At 65.7% G+C, this 17,374-nt stretch carries 14 protein-coding genes and 1 pseudogene; 9 read left to right on the plus strand and 6 right to left on the minus strand.

Going from position 1 to position 17,374, the window contains the following annotated elements:
* Window positions 1-52 precede the first annotated feature (52 nt).
* Window positions 53-1,618, minus strand: coding sequence for an alkyl hydroperoxide reductase subunit F (gene ahpF, locus IB256_RS16480; protein ID WP_192294180.1), 1,566 nt, complete (start codon window positions 1,616-1,618; stop codon window positions 53-55).
* 197 nt (window positions 1,619-1,815) lie between these two features.
* Window positions 1,816-2,379 carry an alkyl hydroperoxide reductase subunit C gene (ahpC, locus tag IB256_RS16485; protein ID WP_081518843.1) on the minus strand — a complete coding sequence of 188 codons (564 nt, stop codon included), beginning with the start codon at window positions 2,377-2,379 and terminating at the stop codon, window positions 1,816-1,818.
* A 464-nt stretch (window positions 2,380-2,843) separates the two neighbouring features.
* Here ahpC and xdhA point away from each other — a divergent pair, with 464 nt between their 5' ends.
* The 5 genes and pseudogenes from xdhA to IB256_RS31005 all read left to right on the plus strand — a co-directional run bounded on the left by xdhA (window position 2,844) and on the right by IB256_RS31005 (window position 9,682).
* Entirely contained in the window at window positions 2,844-4,268 is a 1,425-nt protein-coding gene (gene xdhA / locus IB256_RS16490; RefSeq protein ID WP_192294182.1) for a xanthine dehydrogenase small subunit, read from the plus strand.
* On the plus strand, window positions 4,261-6,789 hold the full coding sequence (gene xdhB / locus IB256_RS16495; RefSeq protein WP_192403306.1) for a xanthine dehydrogenase molybdopterin binding subunit: 2,529 nt from the start codon (window positions 4,261-4,263) through the stop codon (window positions 6,787-6,789). Before xdhA ends, xdhB begins: the two co-directional genes overlap by 8 nt.
* Window positions 6,786-7,646, plus strand: coding sequence for a xanthine dehydrogenase accessory protein XdhC (gene xdhC, locus IB256_RS16500; RefSeq protein ID WP_192403308.1), 861 nt, complete (start codon window positions 6,786-6,788; stop codon window positions 7,644-7,646). The genes xdhB and xdhC overlap by 4 nt, the downstream gene beginning before the upstream one ends.
* A 146-nt stretch (window positions 7,647-7,792) precedes the next feature.
* Window positions 7,793-8,815: pseudogene (locus IB256_RS31000) on the plus strand (cache domain-containing protein); the annotation flags it as partial.
* A 138-nt stretch (window positions 8,816-8,953) separates the two neighbouring features.
* Window positions 8,954-9,682: a methyl-accepting chemotaxis protein gene (locus tag IB256_RS31005; RefSeq protein ID WP_405307600.1), complete on the plus strand. Its 729-nt coding sequence runs from the start codon at window positions 8,954-8,956 to the stop codon at window positions 9,680-9,682.
* 472 nt (window positions 9,683-10,154) lie between these two features.
* Here the strand turns inward: IB256_RS31005 and IB256_RS16510 are convergent, their stop codons facing one another.
* The 4 genes from IB256_RS16510 to IB256_RS16525 form a co-directional block, all read right to left on the minus strand.
* Window positions 10,155-10,745 (minus strand): IMPACT family protein, encoded by a 591-nt coding sequence (locus IB256_RS16510; RefSeq protein WP_192403312.1) that lies wholly within the window; start codon window positions 10,743-10,745, stop codon window positions 10,155-10,157.
* On the minus strand, window positions 10,742-11,410 hold the full coding sequence (locus tag IB256_RS16515; protein ID WP_192294197.1) for a TetR/AcrR family transcriptional regulator: 669 nt from the start codon (window positions 11,408-11,410) through the stop codon (window positions 10,742-10,744). The genes IB256_RS16510 and IB256_RS16515 overlap by 4 nt, the downstream gene beginning before the upstream one ends.
* 161 nt (window positions 11,411-11,571) lie before the next feature.
* The gene (locus IB256_RS16520; protein ID WP_192294199.1) at window positions 11,572-12,057 is read right to left on the minus strand and encodes a hypothetical protein; all 486 of its coding nucleotides are present in this window, start codon (window positions 12,055-12,057) and stop codon (window positions 11,572-11,574) included.
* Between the two features lie 193 nt (window positions 12,058-12,250).
* Window positions 12,251-13,087, minus strand: a complete 837-nt coding sequence (locus IB256_RS16525; RefSeq protein WP_192294201.1) for an outer membrane protein OmpK — start codon at window positions 13,085-13,087, stop codon at window positions 12,251-12,253.
* 570 nt (window positions 13,088-13,657) lie between these two features.
* Here IB256_RS16525 and IB256_RS16530 point away from each other — a divergent pair.
* The 4 genes from IB256_RS16530 to IB256_RS16545 all read left to right on the plus strand — a co-directional run bounded on the left by IB256_RS16530 (window position 13,658) and on the right by IB256_RS16545 (window position 17,260).
* Complete coding sequence (locus tag IB256_RS16530) at window positions 13,658-14,455, plus strand: AraC family transcriptional regulator (protein WP_139791593.1); 798 nt, start codon at window positions 13,658-13,660, stop codon at window positions 14,453-14,455.
* A gap of 288 nt (window positions 14,456-14,743) precedes the next feature.
* Window positions 14,744-16,051, plus strand: a complete 1,308-nt coding sequence (locus tag IB256_RS16535) for an MFS transporter (protein WP_081518851.1) — start codon at window positions 14,744-14,746, stop codon at window positions 16,049-16,051.
* 64 nt (window positions 16,052-16,115) lie between these two features.
* Window positions 16,116-16,535, plus strand: coding sequence for an ABC transporter permease (locus IB256_RS30640; protein WP_225601784.1), 420 nt, complete (start codon window positions 16,116-16,118; stop codon window positions 16,533-16,535).
* Window positions 16,536-16,576: 41 nt separating this feature from the next.
* On the plus strand, window positions 16,577-17,260 hold the full coding sequence (locus IB256_RS16545) for an SDR family oxidoreductase (protein WP_192403314.1): 684 nt from the start codon (window positions 16,577-16,579) through the stop codon (window positions 17,258-17,260).
* Window positions 17,261-17,374: the final 114 nt, after the last annotated feature.

Raw genomic sequence — 17,374 nt, forward strand, 5'->3', positions numbered from 1 at the left:
ACGCCCGGTTCACTCACGTGAATCGGGCGTTTCTTTCTCTAGCGCGAGGTCATCAGGCTGGCGCGGAGGAGCGGATCAGGTGGTCGAAGGCGGAGAGCGACGCCTTGGCGCCTTCGCCGACCGCGATCACGATCTGCTTGTACGGTACGGTGGTCACGTCACCGGCGGCGAAGATGCCCGGCAGCGAGGTTTCACCGCGAGCGTCGACGATGATCTCGCCACGCGGGGTCAGCTCGATGGTGCCCTTGAGCCATTCGCTGTTGGGCAGCAGGCCGATCTGCACGAAGATGCCTTCCAGTTCGACGGACTTGAACTCTTCCGAGTTGCGGTCCTTGTAGACCAGGCCGGTGACCTTCTGGCCATCGCCTTTCACTTCGCTGGTCAGCGCGCTGGTGATCACGTCAACGTTCGGCAGGCTGAACAGCTTGCGTTGCAGCACGGCATCGGCGCGCAGCTTGCTGTCGAACTCCAGCAGGGTCACGTGGGACACGATGCCGGCCAGGTCGATGGCCGCTTCAACGCCGGAGTTGCCGCCGCCGATCACCGCCACGCGCTTGCCCTTGAACAGCGGACCGTCGCAGTGCGGGCAGAAGCACACTCCCTTGGCCTTGTACTCCTTCTCGCCCGGCACGCCCATTTCGCGCCAGCGGGCGCCGGTGGCCAGGATCAGCGACTTGGCCTTCAGGCTGCCGCCGCCCTCGAACTGCACTTCGTGCAGGCCGCCGGCGGTCTTCGCCGGAATCAGCGCGCTGGCGCGCTGCAGGTTCATGATGTCGACGTCGTAGTGCTTGACGTGTTCTTCCAGCTGACGAGCCAGTTTCGGGCCTTCGGTCTCGGTCACCGAGATGAAGTTCTCGATCGCCATGGTGTCCAGCACCTGGCCGCCGAAGCGCTCTGCCGCGACGCCGGTACGGATGCCTTTACGAGCGGCGTAGATGGCCGCCGCAGCGCCAGCCGGGCCACCGCCGACGACCAGTACGTCGAACGCTTCCTTCGCCGACAGCTTCTCGGCTTCGCGGGCAGCGGCGCCGGTGTCGATCTTGGCGAGGATTTCTTCCACGCCCATGCGGCCCTGGCCGAACACTTCACCGTTGAGGTAGATGCTCGGGACAGCCATCACCTGGCGGCGCTCGACTTCTTCCTGGAACAACGCGCCGTCGATGGCGACGTGGCGGATGTTCGGGTTGAGCACGGCCATCAGGTTCAGCGCCTGGACCACGTCCGGGCAGTTCTGGCAGGACAGCGAGAAGTAGGTTTCGAACACGAACGAACCCTGGATGCCCTTGATCTGCTCGATCACTTCGGCTTCGAGCTTGGACGGGTGGCCGCCGACCTGCAGCAGCGCCAGCACCAGGGAGGTGAATTCGTGGCCCATGGGGATGCCGGCGAAAGCCAGGCCGATGTTCGCCCCCGGGCGGTTCAGCGAGAAGGACGGCACGCGTTCGTCGCGACCATCTTCACGCAGGGTGATCTTGTCGGTCAGGCCGACGATTTCGTGCAGCAGCTCGCTCATTTCGCGGGACTTGTCGCTGTCATCGAGGGACGCGACGATCTCGAACGGCTGCTGGACCTTTTCCAGGTAGGCCTTCAACTGGGTTTTAAGCGTGGCGTCCAACATGATTCAAATCCTCGGAATCTGAGCAAAGGGGTTCCCCGGCGGGCTTTTCAGCCCACCCTACGCACGCTTTTGGCTTGGGTAGGGAGGATGCCGGTAGGCATCCTCGGGGTGTTGCCAAACGGCTCGGGAAGCTTTCGTGGGCGGACGCCCGGTGGTTGCGTGGCGGGAGCCGCCGCGCAACCGCTTCCCGATCGTTCTTAGATCTTGCCGACCAGGTCCAGGGACGGAGCCAGAGTCTTCTCGCCTTCTTTCCACTTGGCCGGGCAGACTTCACCCGGGTGAGCGGCGGTGTACTGGGCAGCTTTCAGCTTGCGCAGGGTTTCGCCGACGTCACGAGCGATCTCGTTGGAGTGGATTTCGACGGTCTTGATGATGCCTTCCGGGTTGATCACGAAGGTGCCGCGCAGCGCCAGGCCTTCTTCCGGGATGTGTACGCCGAAGGCGTTGGTCAGCTGGTGGGTCGGGTCGCCGATCAGCGGGAACTGGGCTTTGCCAACGGCCGGGGAAGTCTCATGCCACACCTTGTGGGAGAAGTGGGTATCGGTGGTCACGATGTAGACCTCGGTACCTGCTTCACGGAAGGCGGCGTAGTTGTTGGCAGCGTCTTCGATCTCGGTCGGGCAGTTGAAGGTGAAAGCTGCCGGCATGAAGATCAGAACGGACCACTTGCCCTTCAGGGACTGCTCGGTGACTTCGATGAACTTGCCATTGTGGAAAGCGTTGACCTTGAACGGTTGAACGGCGGTGTTGATCAGATTCATTAGGCAATTCCTCGTAGAGAGTTGTCGTTTAATCGAGTGGTCGATCGGTTGAAATTCGACAGGGGCAAGATTATCGCCTGATGACAATGAATGCCCATTGATTTAGGGCATCACGAAAATTGAGTCTCTCTATGGAGAGAACTATAAAAGGAAGAAGTTTCCTATCAGGCGAATAGTAGCGTCCTACGCCCGGAGTCGTGACGCAAAGCGTCTGGCCCGGCCGTTATCAGCGTTTTCCCTCTGCAATGGTCAACTCACCTTCGCCCGAAAGCGCCGCGAGGACAACGCCAGTCGCGACGTACGGTGCTTCGAAGCTTTTCGAGCGAAGCGGTTTTCCTGCCCCACTGGTCAAGCCTGCCCGCGAGCCTATGCTTGTGCCTGAGAGCCCTTCGCACGCGGCTCTCGAGCTTACGGACAGCCTTCGCGACGCGGCGCGGCCGCACGCATGACGACGAGGACTCCCGATGATCCAGTTCCTGCTCGGCGACGAAACGGTCCAGGCCGACGGCTTCGCGCCCGAGACCAGCCTGCTCGACTACCTGCGCATCCACCGCGCGCGCACCGGCACCAAGGAGGGCTGCGCCTCGGGTGACTGCGGCGCCTGCACCGTGGTGCTCGCCGAGCCTGAAGGCGAAGCGCTGCGCTATCGCGCGGTGAACGCCTGCATCACGCTGCTGGGTGCGGTTCACGGGCGCCAGGTGCTGACCGTGGAGCACCTTGGCGAACCCGGCGCGCTGCACCCGGTGCAACAGGCGATGGTGGACTGCCACGGCTCACAGTGCGGCTTCTGCACGCCGGGCATCGTCATGTCGCTGTTCGCCTGGCGCCACGCACCGCCACCGCACGACCGCGAGACGGCACTGACCGCGCTCTCCGGCAACCTCTGCCGCTGCACCGGCTACCGGCCGATTCTCGACGCCGCTGCGCAGATCGCCGGGCAGCCCTGCCACGACCGCTTCGCCCAGAACACCGCCTTCACCGTCGCCCGTCTTCGGGAGATATCCACAGGCGCAAGCCTGCGCGAAGGTGAAGCGCAGGCCTGGCTGCCAACCTCGCTGGATGAACTCGACGAACTGCTGCAACGCCATCCGCAGGCACGACTGATCGCCGGCGGCACCGACCTGGCGCTGGAAGCCACGCAGAACCTGAAGACCTTCCCGGCGCTGATCCACCTCGACCGGGTGAGCGAACTGCAGCGCCTTGAAGTCCACCCTGAGCACCTGCTGATTGGTGCGGCGCGGACCTACGCCGACTGCCTCGAAGCCCTGGAGGAATTCCCCGGGGTCGCCGCCCTGCTGGAACGCCTGGGCTCGCTGCAGATTCGCCAGCGCGGCACGCTGGGCGGCAATGTCGCCAACGCCTCGCCCATCGGCGACATGCCACCGGTGCTGCTGGCACTGGATGCCCGGCTGCGCCTGCGCAAGGAGGGAGCTGTGCGCGAGGTCGCCATCGACGGCTTCTTCACCGGCTACCGGCAGACACTCCTGCAACCCGGCGAGTACATCGAAGCGCTGCTGATTCCGCACCTGCGCGGCAACCAGCGGTTCCGCGTCGACAAGATTTCCAAACGCCGCGACGACGATATTTCCGCCGTCTGCCTGGCCCTGCGCCTGGACTTCGACGATGCCGGCATCGTCACTGACGTGCGCCTTGCCTGCGGCGGCATGGCGGCTACCCCCTTGCGCGGCGCAAAGACCGAAGCAGCCCTGCGCGGCAGGCCCTTCGACCCCGCCGCCATGGCCGTCGCACAAGCGGCGATCCCGCAGGATTTCCAGCCCATCGACGACCTGCGCGCCAGCGCCGCCTATCGGCTGAAGGTGGCACAGAACCTGTTACAGCGCGCACTACTGGAATGGACCCAAAGCCCTGCGGAGGTGCGCCATGCGTAGCCTGCCACCGCTGGCCAGCAACGGCGTCACGGTCGCCATCCACAGCGCGGGCGAACCCCGCGAGCACGACAGCGCCACGCTGCACGTGAGCGGCGCCGCGCGCTATGTGGACGACCTGAAGGAGCCGCGCGACCTGCTGCACGCCGCCGTCGGCCTGACTGAAATCGCCTGCGGTGCCGTGCTCTCCCTTGACCTCGACGCCGTGCGCAACGCGCCCGGCGTGGCGGCCGTACTGACCCTGGACGACGTACCCGGCCACACCGACATCGGCCCGGTGTTCCCCGGCGACCCGCTGTTGGCGGGCGAGCGGGTGAAGTACCACGGCCAGGCGCTGTTCGCGGTTGCCGCGCAAAGCCTGATCCAGGCGCGTCGGGCAGTGCGTCTGGCGAAAGTCGAATACGCGAAGGAGGATCCGCTGATCGACCCGCTGCGGGCCAAGGCCGAGGAACGCTTCGTGCGCCCGCCGCACCACATGCGCCGGGGCGATGCGCAGGCAGCGCTGGAAAACGCTCCGCAGGTGCTGGAAGCCCGCCAGGTCATCGGCGGCCAGGAGCATTTCTACCTCGAGGGCCAGGCCTCGCTCGCCCTGCCCGGCGACGACGGCGGCATGCTGGTGCACACCTCCAGCCAGCACCCGAGCGAAGTGCAGAAGCTGGTAGCCGAAGTGCTGGCCATCCCACTGGCCAAGGTCACAGTGGAAGTGCGGCGCATGGGCGGTGGTTTCGGCGGCAAGGAAACCCAGGCCGCGCCCTTCGCCTGCCTCGCCGCGCTGCTGGCGAACAAGACCGGCCGCGCGGTCAAGCTGCGCCTGCCGCGCGCCGAGGACATGCGCCTGACCGGCAAGCGCCACCCGTTCCACAACCGCTACCGCATCGGCTTCGACGACGGCGGCCGGCTGCTCGCCGCGCAACTCGACCTGGTGGGCGACTGCGGGCATTCGCCGGACCTCTCCGACGCCATCGTCGACCGCGCGATGTTCCATGCCGACAACGCCTACTTCATCCCCGACGTCGCCATCTCCGGCTACCGCAGTTTCACCAACATCGTCTCGCACACCGCCTTCCGCGGCTTCGGCGGGCCGCAGGGGATGATGATCATCGAGCGCGCCATGGACGACATCGCCCGCGCGGTGGGCAAGGACCCGCTGGAGGTGCGCAAGCTCAACCTTTACGGCGGAATGGGCAGGGAGCTGACGCCCTACCACCAGAAGGTCGAGCACAACCTGCTGGGCGAACTGATCGCGCGGCTGGAGCAGAGCAGCGACTATGCCGCGCGCCGCTCGGCGATCCACGCGTTCAATGCGCAGAGCCCGGCACTGAAGAAGGGCCTGGCGCTGACGCCAGTGAAGTTCGGCATCTCCTTCACCGCGCAGCACCTCAACCAGGCGGGCGCGCTGGTCCACCTCTACACCGACGGCAGCATCCAGCTGAACCATGGCGGCACCGAGATGGGCCAGGGCCTGAACACCAAGGTCGCGCAGCTCGTCGCCGAGGAGTTCCAGGTGCCGCTGGAGCGCGTGGTGATCACCGCCACGCGCACCGACAAGGTGCCCAACACCTCACCCACCGCCGCCTCCAGCGGCACCGACCTGAATGGCATGGCCGCCCGCGATGCCGCGCGCACGCTGAAGAAGCGCCTGATCGACTTCCTTGCTGAGCGCGATGGGGTGAAGCCGCAGGAGATACGTTTCGAGCACGGCGGCGTGACCGTCGGGGCGCAGCACCTGGGCTTCACCGAAGTCATCCAGGCGGCCTACTTCGCGCGCATCCAGCTCTCCGCCACCGGCTTCTACCGCACGCCGAAGATCTTCTACGACCGCGAGAAGGGCCAGGGCCATCCGTTTTTCTACTTCGCCTATGGCGCGGCAGTGTCCGAGGTGGAAGTGGACACGCTGACCGGCGAGTACCGCGTGCCTCGGGTGGACATCCTCCACGACGTCGGCCGCAGCGTGAACCCGGCCATCGACATCGGCCAGATCGAGGGTGGATTCGTCCAGGGCATGGGCTGGCTGACCACCGAGGAGCTGCGCTGGGACGACACAGGCAAGCTGCTCACCGTGGGGCCGGCGACCTACAAGATCCCGGCGGTGAGCGACGCACCGGAAGACTTCCGCGTGGCACTGTTCGAGCGTCCCAACGAGGAAGACAGCGTGTACCTGTCCAAGGCCGTGGGCGAGCCGCCGTTCATGCTGGCGATCTCAGTGTGGTCAGCGCTGCGCGACGCCATCGCCAGCCTCGCCGATTACCGCCTGAGCCCCGACCTGGATACGCCGGCGACGCCGGAGCGGGTGCTCTGGGCTTGTGAGGCGATGCGCCAGTCTCAGCAAGAGCCCCCTCTCCCTAACCCTCTCCCGCAAGCGGGAGAGGGGACGGATAGGTGCGAGGCGCAATCGCGCCGCCAACCGGTGGCCATTGTCCCCGACGACCTGCCGCGCTCAGTACAGGCAGAGGACGGCTCCCTCTCCCTTCAGGGAGAGGGCTGGGGAGAGGGCAAGTCGTCGGCACAGGAGCTGAAACCATGACCACTACCTGGATGGACGCCATCGCCCGCCTGCGCGACAGCGCCGAGCCCTACGTGCTGATCACGGTGATCGGCGTGCAGGGCTCCACGCCCCGCGAATCGGGCAGCAAGATGCTGGTCACTGCAGGGGAAGCCTTCGACACCATCGGTGGCGGCCATCTGGAGTTCGCCGCCATCGAGCACGCGCGCCAGCTGCTGCTGGCCGGCAAGGACAGCCAGGCACTGGAGCACTTCCCCCTCGGCGCGCGGCTGGGCCAATGCTGCGGCGGGCGCGCCAGCCTGCTGTTCGAATGCTTTGCCGCGCGCGGACCGCAGGTGGTGCTGTTCGGCGCCGGCCACGTAGGCCGTGCGCTGGCGCCGCTGCTGGCGGGGCTGCCGCTGCGCCTGGAGTGGGTGGACAGCCGGGCGGCTGAGTTTCCCCAGACCGTTCCCGAGGGCGTGCGCATGCGCCTGCTGGAGGAGCCGGAAGATGCCGTGCATGAAGCGCCGCCGGGCAGCTACTTCCTGGTCATGACCCACAACCATCCGCTGGACTACGCCATCGCCGAGGCGGTGCTAAAGCGCGGCGACGCCGGCTTCCTCGGCATGATCGGCTCGCGCACCAAGGCCCGGCGCTTCCAGATGAGGCTGGAACAGCATGGTTATCCACAGGAGCTGATTGCGCAGATGCATTGCCCAATCGGTCTCTCCGAAGTCCCCGGCAAGCGCCCGCTGGAAGTGGCCATCTCGGTGGCCGCCCAGGTCATCGCCCGCTATCACCAGGACGCCCCCGCCCGGCAGACCCGCGAAGGCGTGGAGTGGGCCGCGCTCTGCAGCGAAGGTTCGTGCAGCGATCTGCCGGAAAACGCAAAAACCTGACCAACGGGACAACAGTTTTTCCCGGCTCCGCCGATACATTCAACGACCCCGTCTCTTCGCCCGCCACTGGCGGGTGTTTCGTTGTGCGTTCGGAGGAAAACAAGAACATGCGCCTGCGAAGTATCCAGACCCAGCTCATCCTCAGCATGGGCGCCGCCCTGCTCATCAGCCTGCTCATCGTCCTCGGCCTGTATGCCGTGCTGGTCAATCGCCTGAGCGAGCGTTACCTGCTCGAACAGGCGCTGCCGGCGAGCATCCAGGCCATCGCCAACGACTTCGAGAAACGTCTCACCGGCCCCATCACCGCAGCGGCCGGCATCGCCGACAACACCCTGGTGCAGGACTGGCTGGCCGCCGGCGAAAGCCCGGAGAAGCTGGCCGAATTCACCCGCTACCTGGGCGGCATCCGCGCCTCCCAGAAGGCCTTCTCGGCGCTGATCACCTCCAACGCCAGCGGCGCCTACTACAGCGACAAGGGCAAGGAGCGCACGCTGAGCCGCAGCGAGCCGAAGGACAGCTGGTACTTCCAGTTCATCGACAGCGGCAAGCCGCGCATGTGGAACATCGACACCGATGGCAGCACCGGCGAACTGGCGCTGTTCATCGACCAGCGCGTGGAACGCGACGGCAAGCTGCTGGGCATCGCCGGGCTGGGCCTGGAGATGCGCGAGCTGTCGACGCTGATCCGCGATTTCCGCTTCGGCCGGTCAGGGCGCGTGTACCTGGTGAAGAACGACGGCCAGGTGCAGATCCATCCCGACGCCTCGCTGCCCAAGGAGCGCAGCCTCGGCGACCTGATCGGCGCCAGCGCCGCAAGCGCGCTGCTCGGCCAGCAGGGCTTCCACAGCGCCCGCTTCGAGCGCGACGGCGAGGACTACCTGGCCGCCAGCCTACCGCTACATGACCTGGGCTGGACCCTGGTGAGCGAAGTGCCGGAAGCGGAGATCTACGCCGACGCCCGCGAGGCGCTGGCCTTCTCCGGCCTCGCCGGCGCCGTGGTGGCCCTGCTCTGCCTGGCGCTGGTGGTGCTGATGGCGCGCAGCCTGGCCCGACCGATCCGCCAGGTCACCCGTGCGTTGCTGGAGATCGGCGGTGGCGGTGGTGATCTCACCCGCCGCCTGGACGACAGCCGTGCGGATGAACTGGGCGACCTGGCCCGTGGCTTCAATCGTTTCCTCGAGGGCCAACGCGCGCTGATCGGCGCCGTGCTCGGCACCAGCCAGCAACTGCGGCACACCGTTGGTGAAGTGGCGCAAGTGGTGGACAACACCGCCGACCGCGCCGGTCGCCAACAGGAAATGACCGACATGGTCGCCACGGCGGTGAACGAAATGGGCAGCACCGTGCAGGAAATCGCCCGTAACGCCGAGCAGGCCGCCAGCGCCTCGCAGCAGGCGCGTGAGGAAGCCGGCGAAGCACGGCGCGTAGTCGGCGGCTCACTGCAGGTCGGCCAGCGCATGTCCGGGGAGATCGGCGAAGCGGCCGGTGCCGTGGGCGAACTGGCCGGCCAGGTGGCGAGCATCGACCAGGTGCTGGCGGTGATCCGTGGCGTTTCCGAGCAGACTAACCTGCTCGCCCTCAACGCCGCCATCGAGGCGGCGCGCGCCGGCGAACTGGGCCGTGGCTTCGCCGTGGTGGCCGATGAGGTACGCACGCTGGCCAGCCGCACCCAGGGCTCGACCGATGAAATCCTCACGATCATCCAGCGCCTGAAGGGCGGCGCGGAGGCCGCGGTCCGCTCGATGCAGTCCAGCCAGCAGACCACCGGGCAGAGCCTGGCCGCCAGCGAACAGGCCGGCGCCTCGCTGGGCGCCATCGCCGACCAGGTGGAGCGCATCAGCGACATCAACCACCAGGTCGCCACGGCCACCGAGGAACAGTCGGCGGTGACCGAGGAGATCAACCGCAACGTGCAGGGCATCGCCGACCTCGCCCACGCCACCACCCGCGAAGTTCAGCACGGCCGCGAGCAATGCCGCGAGCTGCGCAACCTGGCCGATGACCTGGCGCGGCAGATGGCGCAATTCCGCCTTTGAGAAGCCTTGGCGCCGGCCTTGCGCCGGCGCCTTTTCCCCAGCGTTATCCACAGATTTTCCAGGCGAAGCGGCAGGCTTTTCGCTACGGCCGGCGGGTGATGACGACCGCTGAGCGCACGAAGTGTCTCGCCGGCGAGACACCTTGCCCACAAGTTGCCCACAGATTGTCCAGAGACTTGCCCCCAACCCTCCGGACGCCGCCCGCGAATCCGTCAAAAAGCCCGAGCCCAGGCCCTGCAAGCCCTGCATCAATCCAATGAATAATTCACCGAGTGGTCAGAAGTGGCGTCTGACGACATTCAGGGGGTATTTCACCCACACCTTTTCCACAGCTTGTTCATATTTTGCTCAACAGGCCCGAGAGCAATTGATCAAAAAACAAGCGAAGCGCTGAAGGCTGCGGAGTTCGTGGGCAGCAGAGGTCCTGCCACAGGTTATCCACAGGTGGTTCCACGGTGTTTGGGGAGAAGAATCAGGCGTCCAGCAACTGCGCCTGCACGCGACCACGGCTGAGGTCGCCCAGCAACTTCTGCAGCGGCTCGACCTGGGTGGTCGGCAGGTTCAGCGTCATGCGCACGCCTTCCGTGCCAAAGGCTTCGTCTTCGACGCTGGCCCCGAGCGCCAGCACCCGCGCCTTGAACAGCGCGTGCTCGGCGAAGCTGCAGTCGAATGCCAGCCGGCTGCTGGGCACCAGTTCGATCCGCTCGGCGTCCTGCAGGCATTTCGCCGCGCAGCCACCGTAGGCGCGGGCCAGGCCGCCGGTGCCGAGCTTGATGCCACCGAACCAGCGGCTGACCAAGACCACCACGCGGTCCATGTCCTGACCTTCGATGGCGACCAGCATGGGCCGGCCGGCGGTGCCACCGGGCTCGCCGTCGTCGCTGAAGCGGTACTGGTTGCCCAGCTTCCAGGCCCAGCAGTTGTGCCCGGCGCTGGGGTCGCGATGGGCGGCAAGGAACGCCTGGGCCTCGGCCTCACTGGCAATGGGGGCGGCGACGCAGTGGAAGCGGCTCTTGCGGATGTCTTCCTCGTAAACCGCGGGGCCGGCGAGGGTGAAACTCATGCCGAGGCCGGCGGCGTCAGCCCGCAACCCTTGAGGATGATACGGATGAGGTTGTCGCTGGCATCACTGAAGTCCTGCCTGGACAGGCGCTTGCGGCCGGTGACGAAGCCGATCTGGGTGGCGAAGTCCGCGTAGTGCTGGGTGCTGCTCCAGATCAGGAAGATCAGGTTCACCGGGTCCACGGCGTCCATCTTGCCGGCATCGATCCAGGCCTGGAACACCGCGGCACGGCCGGCAAACCAGGTACGGTAGTCCTGGCTGAAGTGCTCGGAGAGGCATTCGCCGCCGCTGATGATCTCCATGGCGAATACCCGCGAGGCCTGCGGGTAACGGCGGGAGAATTCCATCTTGGCGCGGATGTAGGTGGCCAACGCGACGGCCGGGTCATCGTCCACGGTGAGGTGGTTGAAGGTGCTGTCCCACAGTTCGAGGATGTTGCTCAGCACCGCCACGTACAGCCCCAGCTTGTTGCTGAAGTAGTAATGCAGGTTGGCCTTGGGCAGGCCGACGCGCTGGGCGATGGTGTTCATGCTGGTGCCCTTGAAGCCGTGGCGGGCGAACTCCTCCTCGGCGGCGGCGAGGATGGCTTCCTCGTTCTTCTGGCGAATGCGGCCGGCGGGCTTTTCGCCGTTGGGCGCGGTATGGGCGGGTACCTGGAGGGTCATGCGGGATGTCCGTGCATTGAGCGGGGGCGCTGCATGGATAACCCAGGCGGGTGGCGGGATTCAAGCGCAAGGCGTGAAAAAGGGCAGGAACCGGGATCGCCAGGCGATCCGGCTCCCGCCCGGGTCACTGCAGCCCCCGGGAAAGAGCCGGGGGCCTGGCATCACTTGGTGGTGCCGGTGGTGCCGGAGCTGTGGTGGCCGCCGCCACCACCGTGGTTGCCGATGGCAGCGCCAATGGCCACAACGGCGGCGCCGATGCCGACGGCTTCACCGACGGTCAACTGGCCGTACAGCGGCGTGGCCAGGCCCATGCCAGAGCAGGTCGGCGGCAGCGGAATGATCGCGCCGGCGCGGTCCTTGTCACCCTGCTCGGCTCCGTTCGCGGCTTGCGCCTGATCCTTCTGCTCCTTCGTAGCGCCGCCCCACAGCGGCGCGCAATCGTTGGCGGCGACCACGGCCTTCTGTTCCTCTTTCGGCTCCTCTTTCACGGGCGCCGGCCGGGAACGGGTGATGACGTCCTGGTAGAAGCCACCCGCATGGGTTTCATCATGGACTTCGGTCGGCGGAATACTGGGGTGCCCGAGGGGCGCCGCCAGCACAGGGGCGCCCAGGCTCGCGGCGATGGCCGCGATCAACAGTTTCTTCATGGCTCACATCTCCTAAGGTGAAGCAAAAGAGATGCAAAGCTAGAGGTTGGCGCGAACTCGACCAATGGGCCGTGAGCCGGATGGCCTGTCGGCAATTTCCGAAAGATTCGAGGATGTTGCTGCAGGCTCACGAAACTTCCGTAAGAAGCCTGAAAAGACCGACCCCGCCAAGCGGCGGGGTCGGAGGGGAACATCAGAAGTGGTACTTGACCAGCGCGCTGACGGTGTTCTGGTCGGTGGTGAAGTACTGCGAATCCTTGATGCCGTACTTGTCGGACCAGTAGTCGTACTCGATACCCACGTACAGGTGCTTGGCTTCGTAGCCCAGGGACTTGCCCAGGTCGTACTTCAGCTGCGGGTTGAAGTGGAGGTTGGCGTGGTAGTCCGACTGGTTGCGGTGGCTGGAGCTGGCGTCCTTGTTGTTCACGACCCAGTCCATGAAGCCGTCGAACAGGATGTCGGAGTTGCCCACCGGGAAGGTCATGGCCCAGGCCGGGGTGATCTGCCAGGCGCCGGACGGCACGCGGTTGCCATCAGGCTTGCGGTAGTAGAAGTTCAGCTGGAAGTAGTCGAAGCCCGGCAGCGCCAGGTCGAAGCCCGGACCGACCAGGTAGGACTCGACGTCGCCTTCGCCGAACTCGTAGGTGGTCGCCAGCAGCACGTCCTTGACCGGGCCGAAGGACAGGTCGGTGCCGGTGATCTTGCCAAACGACAGGCGCGGGCTGAACTCACCGTAGTAGGTGTTCTTGCCGTTGGTGGCGCTTTCCTTGCCGTTGTAGTTGATCTGGTCGACGAAGAACCAGATGTCGCCCCAGGTCCAGGCGCTCGCGCTCTCGAAGGTGAAGGTCTGCTGGATCGGCGGGTCTACCTTGAAGTTCTTGCCCCACAGGTAGGTCAGGCTTTCGTTGTGCCAGATCAGCGGGCCGTCGTTGGAAGCCGGCGCCGGGGTCAGGTCTTCACCGCCAGCCATGGCCTGCCCGGCCGCGAGCAGCCCGCCGGCGAGCAGCAGGGATGCGAGAGTGCGAGTCATGCGTTGCTCCTAATCAGTGCAGTCGTGTTGCGTTTTTAATTGTCGGTGGAACCTGTCCGGTCGGTCAGGCCTGGCGAGGAAAGCAAGATTGGCGCCAATCCTGACCAGATGTTCCACTTTTATGACGAACCCCTTCAGGTCCGCTCCTTTGGCAGGGAAGACGCAGGTGCACGGGACGGGCCATTTCCTGACTCACAGGACAACTTCGCCTGTTTGGAGGGCATCAGCCCCACCAGGAGGCACTGCAATAGCGATCTCCGGCCAGAGGATTGGATACATGACAAAGCTGTGTTGAAACGAATCAACACAAATTGTGTATACAACCACCTTGTGGGAAATCTACACAACAGCCGTCGGAACACACCACGCGTTTTTCCGGGCGCGGATAATGCCAGACACGGGCCTTCACCACACCTGTCAGAGTGTCTCGGACCGCCCGGCGGTCGAGCTGTCGGATGCTTCCTTCAGGGCTCGAACGCCGCCGTTCACGTCGGCAACGGCTCTGATCCGGCTTGAGATGGACGGGGCGGCCTGCCAGACTTCGATTTTCCAGCGATATTTTCCAACGCTATGCCGATGAAAGGACAAGCTCCCGAACTGCAACGCCTGATCCCGGTGCTCGACCGCCTGCCGCGGCCGGTCTATGCGCGCGCCGAGCGTTTGCGCGCGGGTTCCTGGACCAGCAGGCACCATCACGCCTGGGTGCAGTTGTCCTACGCCATCACCGGGGTGCTGGGTGTGCATACGGCCGAAGGCAGTTTCTTCGCGCCGCCACAGCGGGCGATCTGGATTCCGGCCTTTCTCGACCATGAAGTGGTGACCTCGACCCAGGCGGAAATGCGCAGCCTGTACATCCGCGACGACGCCTGCCGGTGGGCGCCGGACCGCTGCCGGGTACTGGAGGTGACGCCGCTGGCGCGCGAGCTGATCAAGAGCTTCTGCGAGCTGCCGGTGGATTATCCACAGGGCGACAGCGCCGAATCGCGGCTGGTGGAAGTGCTGCTGGACCAGTTGCGCGACCTGCCGGAAGTCGCCTTCTCCCTGCCGATGCCACAGGAGGGCCGGCTGCTGCAGTTGTGCCAGACACTGATCGACCACCCCACCGACAGCCACACCCTGGGCGACTGGGCGCAGCGCATCGGCACCTCGGAGAAGACCCTGTCGCGGCTGTTCCAGCGTGAGACCGGGATGACCTTCCGCCTGTGGCGCCAGCGCCAGCGACTGCTTGCCTCCCTCGGCTCGCTCGAGGCGGGCGACAGCGTGACAGCGGCGGCGCTGGATTGCGGGTATGACTCGACCTCGGCGTATATCGCGTCGTTCAAGGGGCTGTTCGGCTTCACGCCGGGGGATCTGTTCCGCCAGCGGTAGACCGTGCCGGCGGATACCGACTCCGTCCGCGATTGGCTGAATTGCGCACCGAGCCCACGCCACGGCACCTCTTGTGCGTCGGCGGATTTCCGCTCAGCGCCCGCCGCGATAGGCGCCGCTTCGCCTGCCGACATCCCTTGAAAACCGCTGAAACCCTTGTACCACGCGACTTTCGCGCCTTGGCACGCTGCCTGCTATCGCCCTCGACACTGCGCCGCCCTCGCGGCGCGCCGGTGTGCCGTTCCGCAGTCCGCGCACCTGACGACAACAACGACAAGAGGAATACCCATGGATAGCGCAAGCGCCGTCTCCGCTTCTGCCGCACCCCGCACGACTTCCCAGCGCATCAAGTCGATCTTCAGTGGTTCGGTGGGCAACCTGGTCGAGTGGTACGACTGGTACGTCTACGCCGCCTTCTCGCTGTACTTCGCCAAAGCGTTCTTCCCCCAGGGCGACATGACCGCCCAGCTGCTGAACACTGCCGCGATCTTCGCCGTGGGCTTCCTGATGCGCCCGATCGGCGGCTGGCTGATGGGTATCTACGCCGACCGCAAGGGCCGCAAGGCGGCGCTGCTGGCCTCGGTCCTGCTGATGTGCTTCGGCTCGCTGATCATCGCCCTGACCCCCAGCTATGAAACCATCGGCGTCGGCGCCCCCATCCTGCTGGTGCTCGCGCGCCTGCTGCAGGGCCTGTCGGTCGGCGGCGAATATGGCACCTCCGCTACCTACCTGAGCGAGATGGCCAACAAGGAGCAGCGCGGCTTCTTCTCCAGCTTCCAGTACGTGACCCTGATCTCCGGCCAGCTCATCGCCCTGGCAGTTCTGATCGTGCTGCAGCAGACCCTGACCACCGAGCAACTGGAAAGCTGGGGCTGGCGTGTGCCGTTCTTCATCGGCGCGCTGTGCGCGGTCGTCGCCATGTTCCTGCGTCGCGGCATGGAAGAGACCGAGTCCTTCACCACCAAGAAGGAAGAGCCCAAGGAAAGCCTGATGCGCTCGCTGATGCGCCATCCCAAGGAAGTCCTGACCGTGGTCGGCCTGACCATGGGCGGGACCCTGGCCTTCTACACCTACACCACCTACATGCAGAAGTACCTGGTGAACACGGTGGGGATGAGCAAGAACGACTCCACCATGATCTCGGCGGCCACCCTGTTCCTGTTCATGCTGCTGCAGCCCATCGTCGGCGCGCTGTCGGACAAGATCGGCCGTCGCCCGATCCTGATCGCCTTCGGCGTACTGGGCACCATCTTCACCTACCCGATCCTCAGCACCCTGCACACCATCGATACCTGGTGGGGCGCGTTCTTCCTGATCATGGCCGCGCTGGTCATCGTCAGCGGCTACACCTCGATCAACGCCGTGGTGAAGGCCGAGCTGTTCCCCACCGAAATCCGCGCCCTGGGCGTGGGCCTGCCGTACGCGCTGACCGTATCCATTTTCGGCGGCACCGCCGAGTACGTGGCGCTGTGGTTCAAGAGCATCGGCATGGAGAGCGGCTTCTACTGGTACGTCACCGCGTGCATCGCCTGCTCGCTGCTGGTCTACGTGACCATGAAGGACACCCAGAAGCACTCGAAGATCACCACCGACTGATTGGGCTCTTTGCCCAGGCCCCGGCGCACACTCTCCGGGGCTTTTTATCCACAAGGCCCGGCTCATGCCGGGCCTTGTCGTTTCGGGCACTGGCAGCAGTGGATGGGCGTGTGACCGCATACGGCTGCACGCCCTCGGTTATGCTCGCCGGCATCCTTTTCGCCGAAGCCCGTCCATAAACCTCCCACAGATTCCCCTTGACCCACTGCAGGCGCGCGAGCTGCGCCGCGCGCTGTACACCGGGATGATCCCGACGCTGAACCAGATGGCTGCCGCCGGAATCATCACCCTGCCGGGGATCATGACCGGGCAGATACTCGCCGGCATGGACCCGCTGGACGCCGCGCGCTACCAGATCCTGCTGATGTTGCTGCTGGCCGCCGCTGGATTCGCCACGGCTCTCGGCGCGGTCTGGCTGTCGGCCTGGCGGCTCACCGACGAGCGCGACCGCTTGCGTCTGGACCGCCTGCGCGCGGAGAACTGAGCGGGTATGCTGAGGACATTTCAACGGCACCGGAGAACGCCATGAGCACTGCCAAATCCGCCCTGATCATCGGCGCCTCGCGCGGCCTCGGCCTGGGCCTGGTGCGCGAGCTGCTGGAGCGTGGCTGGGACGTCACCGCCACCGTGCGCGATGTTGTCCATCCTGGCGAACTGGCGAACCTGCCCGTGCGGGTGGAAGCCCTGCTGCTGGACGACATCCACTCCCAGGACCGCCTTGCCGAAGCCCTGGCCGGCTCGCGCTTCGACCTCATCTACATCAACGCCGGCATCTACGGCCCGCCGCACCAGTCGAGCATCGACGCCAGCCTCGCCGATGTTGGCCAGTTGTTCATGGTCAACGCCATCGCCCCGCTGCGCCTGGCCGAACGCCTGCTGCCGCGACTGAATGCCGACAACGGCGTACTGGCCTTCATGACGTCCGAGCTGGGCAGCGTCGCCGGCAACGAATCGGGCGGCATGGCGCTGTACCGCGCGAGCAAGGCGGCGCTCAACTCGCTGACCCGCAGTTTCGTCGCCGAACTGGGCGAAACCGGTATCACCGTGCTCAACCTGCATCCGGGCTGGGTGCGCACCGATATGGGCGGCGAGTCCGCGCCGCTGGACGTGCAGACCAGCGTGAAGGGCCTCGCCGATCAAGTCGAAGGCCACGCCGGCCAGGGCGGGCAGTTCTACCTGGACTACCAGGGAACGACGATCGACTGGTGACGGCCAGCCCCGTGGGCGTTACCATGCGCCCACGTCTGACTCTCGGGTCAACGGACCTGGATCAGCAGACAGGGTGAACACTGAGCTGGCTTCCCATGACCCCATGGAGCCGGC

This window comes from Pseudomonas sp. PDM17 (assembly GCF_014851985.1).
Lineage (GTDB): Bacteria > Pseudomonadota > Gammaproteobacteria > Pseudomonadales > Pseudomonadaceae > Pseudomonas.

Excerpts from the sequence above, each read along its gene's own strand:
- ahpF (WP_192294180.1), bottom strand. The coding sequence starts at position 1,618 with ATGTTGGACGCCACGCTTAAAACCCAGTTGAAGGCCTACCTGGAAAAG.
- ahpC (WP_081518843.1), bottom strand. The coding sequence starts at position 2,379 with ATGAATCTGATCAACACCGCCGTTCAACCGTTCAAGGTCAACGCTTTC.
- xdhA (WP_192294182.1), top strand. The coding sequence starts at position 2,844 with ATGATCCAGTTCCTGCTCGGCGACGAAACGGTCCAGGCCGACGGCTTC.
- xdhB (WP_192403306.1), top strand. The coding sequence starts at position 4,261 with ATGCGTAGCCTGCCACCGCTGGCCAGCAACGGCGTCACGGTCGCCATC.
- xdhC (WP_192403308.1), top strand. The coding sequence starts at position 6,786 with ATGACCACTACCTGGATGGACGCCATCGCCCGCCTGCGCGACAGCGCC.
- IB256_RS31005 (WP_405307600.1), top strand. The coding sequence starts at position 8,954 with ATGGTCGCCACGGCGGTGAACGAAATGGGCAGCACCGTGCAGGAAATC.
- IB256_RS16510 (WP_192403312.1), bottom strand. The coding sequence starts at position 10,745 with ATGAGTTTCACCCTCGCCGGCCCCGCGGTTTACGAGGAAGACATCCGC.
- IB256_RS16515 (WP_192294197.1), bottom strand. The coding sequence starts at position 11,410 with ATGACCCTCCAGGTACCCGCCCATACCGCGCCCAACGGCGAAAAGCCC.
- IB256_RS16520 (WP_192294199.1), bottom strand. The coding sequence starts at position 12,057 with ATGAAGAAACTGTTGATCGCGGCCATCGCCGCGAGCCTGGGCGCCCCT.
- IB256_RS16525 (WP_192294201.1), bottom strand. The coding sequence starts at position 13,087 with ATGACTCGCACTCTCGCATCCCTGCTGCTCGCCGGCGGGCTGCTCGCG.
- IB256_RS16530 (WP_139791593.1), top strand. The coding sequence starts at position 13,658 with ATGCCGATGAAAGGACAAGCTCCCGAACTGCAACGCCTGATCCCGGTG.
- IB256_RS16535 (WP_081518851.1), top strand. The coding sequence starts at position 14,744 with ATGGATAGCGCAAGCGCCGTCTCCGCTTCTGCCGCACCCCGCACGACT.
- IB256_RS30640 (WP_225601784.1), top strand. The coding sequence starts at position 16,116 with ATGCCGGGCCTTGTCGTTTCGGGCACTGGCAGCAGTGGATGGGCGTGT.
- IB256_RS16545 (WP_192403314.1), top strand. The coding sequence starts at position 16,577 with ATGAGCACTGCCAAATCCGCCCTGATCATCGGCGCCTCGCGCGGCCTC.